This window comes from Waterburya sp. (assembly GCF_058530065.1).
In genome coordinates, this window is the sequence record NZ_JBZNBU010000298.1 from 1 (window position 1) to 2,557 (window position 2,557).

Sequence of the window (2,557 nt, forward strand, 5' to 3'; positions counted from 1 at the left end):
CCATGCCCTTCGGCGGTTACAAACAATCTGGTTGGGGACGCAATCGCGGTAAAGAAGCCTTTGAAGCCTATACCGAAACTAAAGCCGTATACGTGCGACTCGATGGCATTCATCATACTTCGTTCGCTTGTAGTTAATCGGGCAAATTAGGCAGAAGGTTGTCTTCTGCTTGTTCTTTTCTAATTGCTAAATCAATGAACAATCTTTTTACTGCTGATAACTCTGCATTGCTACTAATCGATCATCAAGTTGGTACAATGCAGCTAATTAAAAATATTCCTCTAGAAACAGTCAAGCGCAATACTTTAGCTTTGGCTAAAACTGCAAAAATTTTGGGGATGCCAATTGTACTTACCAGTAGTCAAGAAACCAATGTTCAAGGGTCTTTGCTGCCTGAATTACAAGAAATTTTGCCTCAATCTTTTGAAAATCGGATTCAAAGAGCAGGTATTGTTAATGCCTGGAGCGATCGCAATTTTCAAGGGGCGGTAGAAAAGACGGGTCGCAAAAACCTAATTATGGCGGGTGTTACCACGGATGTCTGTTTAGTATTTCCCAGTATTAATGCTTGTCAAGAAGGATATCAGGTTCAAGCAGTTATGGATGCTTCGGGTTCGCCTTACGAAATTTCGGAAGAGATGTCTAGACGGCGCATGGAGAATGAAGGCGTAGTGTTAACTGCAACTAATACTATCATGGCAGAACTAGCTCAAGATTGGAGTAGTCCTCATGGTCAAAAGATACTACAAATTCTATTTCAGGATGTTCTCCCTAAAATAGATTGAGGAAAACAGGTTAGATAAAGATCTTTCTATCTAATATTTATCGCAGGCGTTGGTAAATAGAAGTATGATTTCTCTAGCTTGATATATTCTACTGAGATTAAAAAGGCTTAGAGCTTAAAGCTTAGAGCTAAGAGCTACCAAAAGAAATACTTTACACTTCATACCTAAAATTACCAACGCCCTATCGCACAATTGGTATCGCAAATCTTTGCCAAAGAATCTTTTTAACAGATTTCTTGAATTAAAGTTGACTTGAACTGCCCCTTAGCTAAATCGAGTTTTTCACAGTCCACCAGAATTGGGGAGGTACGGGAGGCGAACCTGCGTCGCCTCATTGAGTGCCGTGGATTTAGGGGGCAAATATCTATTGCAAATCTAAAATCTTCAATTGGATAAGAGGTACATTATGGCTGAATACTTTTTTATGCCACCAATGAATATTGCAGGGGCAGGAGCTTTACAGGAAGCAGGTAAGGAAATGGTTGCCGAAGGCTACGGCAAAGCCTTAATCGTCACTGATGCGGTTTTGCACCGTCAAGTCAAAGCCACTCAAGTTCTGATGGATTTGCTAGCCAAACTAAGTATTGAATACGCCATATACGATCGCGTTACCCCCAACCCTACCGTAGCAGAAGTCGAGGAAGGTGCTGCAATGGTGAAATCTGAAAACTGTGATTTCATTATTTCTTTTGGCGGTGGTTCTCCTCACGACTGTGCTAAAGCTATCGGTATTGTCGCCAATAATGGTGGTTCGATTCGTGACTATGCAGGTTTAAACCAAATGAAAACCAAAATGCTGCCTATGTTTGCCATCAATACCACATCGGGAACGGGTAGTGAAATGACCCGCTTTGCTATTATCACCGACGAAGAACAGCAATCCAAATTTCCTGTGGTAGACTGGCGTTGCACTCCCAGTGTTTCCGTAGACGATCCCGAATTGATGGTGGGGATGCCACCAGGTTTAACTGCTGCCACGGGAATGGATGCCCTCAGTCACGCGATCGAGGCTTATGTATCTACTGCTGCTACTCCCCTAACTAATCCAGGTGCGCTGCACGCCATCCAACTAGTAGTTAAATCTCTCCCCACAGCTTATAAAGATGGCACAAATAAACAGGCGCGATCCGATTTAACTTATGCTGAATTCCTAGCAGGGATGGCATTTAATAATGCTAGTTTAGGTTACGTTCATGCGATGTCCCATCAAATCGGTGGTGTTTATCATCATCTCGCTCACGGAGTTATCAATGCTGTGTTGATGCCCTATGTAGTTGCTTATAATGCTAAAGCTGTCCCAGATCGCTTTGTGGCGATCGCCGAGGCAATGGGTGCAGCAAAAAATATCTCCCCAGAACGGGCAATAGACTATGTATTAACCAAAATTCACACCCTCAATCAAGAACTTAACATTCCTGCTACCCTAGCAGATTTGGGAGTAGAAGCATCAGCCATTCCTCAGATGGCAGCTAATGCTTTGAAAGATCCTTGTTGTTTGACCAATCCCCGTCAGGTTGACTTCGTAGGAGAAATGGAAGAACTATTTCGACAAGCACTTTATGGAAAGCGATCGCAAGGTGTGACCAGTTAGCTAGAAAGGAAATGCAATAGCAAATATAAAAGAGAACAATGACCAAAAATGTTCGCGAAAAAATCAAAATAAAAATAATAATTACGGCTCTTTATGGATTCACAGATCTGATTGTGAAGAAGACAGTTAAACAAGTACAATCCTTATACTAGAGTACATTCAAGAATTTTCTGTGACCGAG

Annotated in this window: 3 protein-coding genes; all 3 read left to right on the top strand. The window is 42.0% G+C overall.

What is annotated here, in order from left to right; translation table 11 throughout:
• The coding region (locus tag AC33VI_RS17830) for an aldehyde dehydrogenase family protein (protein WP_491783610.1) at nt 1-137 on the top strand (137 nt) is incomplete at its 5' end.
• A gap of 57 nt (nt 138-194) precedes the next feature.
• The gene (locus tag AC33VI_RS17835; protein ID WP_491783608.1) at nt 195-785 is read left to right on the top strand and encodes an isochorismatase family protein; all 591 of its coding nucleotides are present in this window, start codon (nt 195-197) and stop codon (nt 783-785) included.
• Nucleotides 786-1,191: 406 nt separating this feature from the next.
• Nucleotides 1,192-2,376, top strand: coding sequence for an iron-containing alcohol dehydrogenase (locus tag AC33VI_RS17840; protein WP_491783609.1), 1,185 nt, complete (start codon nt 1,192-1,194; stop codon nt 2,374-2,376).
• Nucleotides 2,377-2,557: the final 181 nt, after the last annotated feature.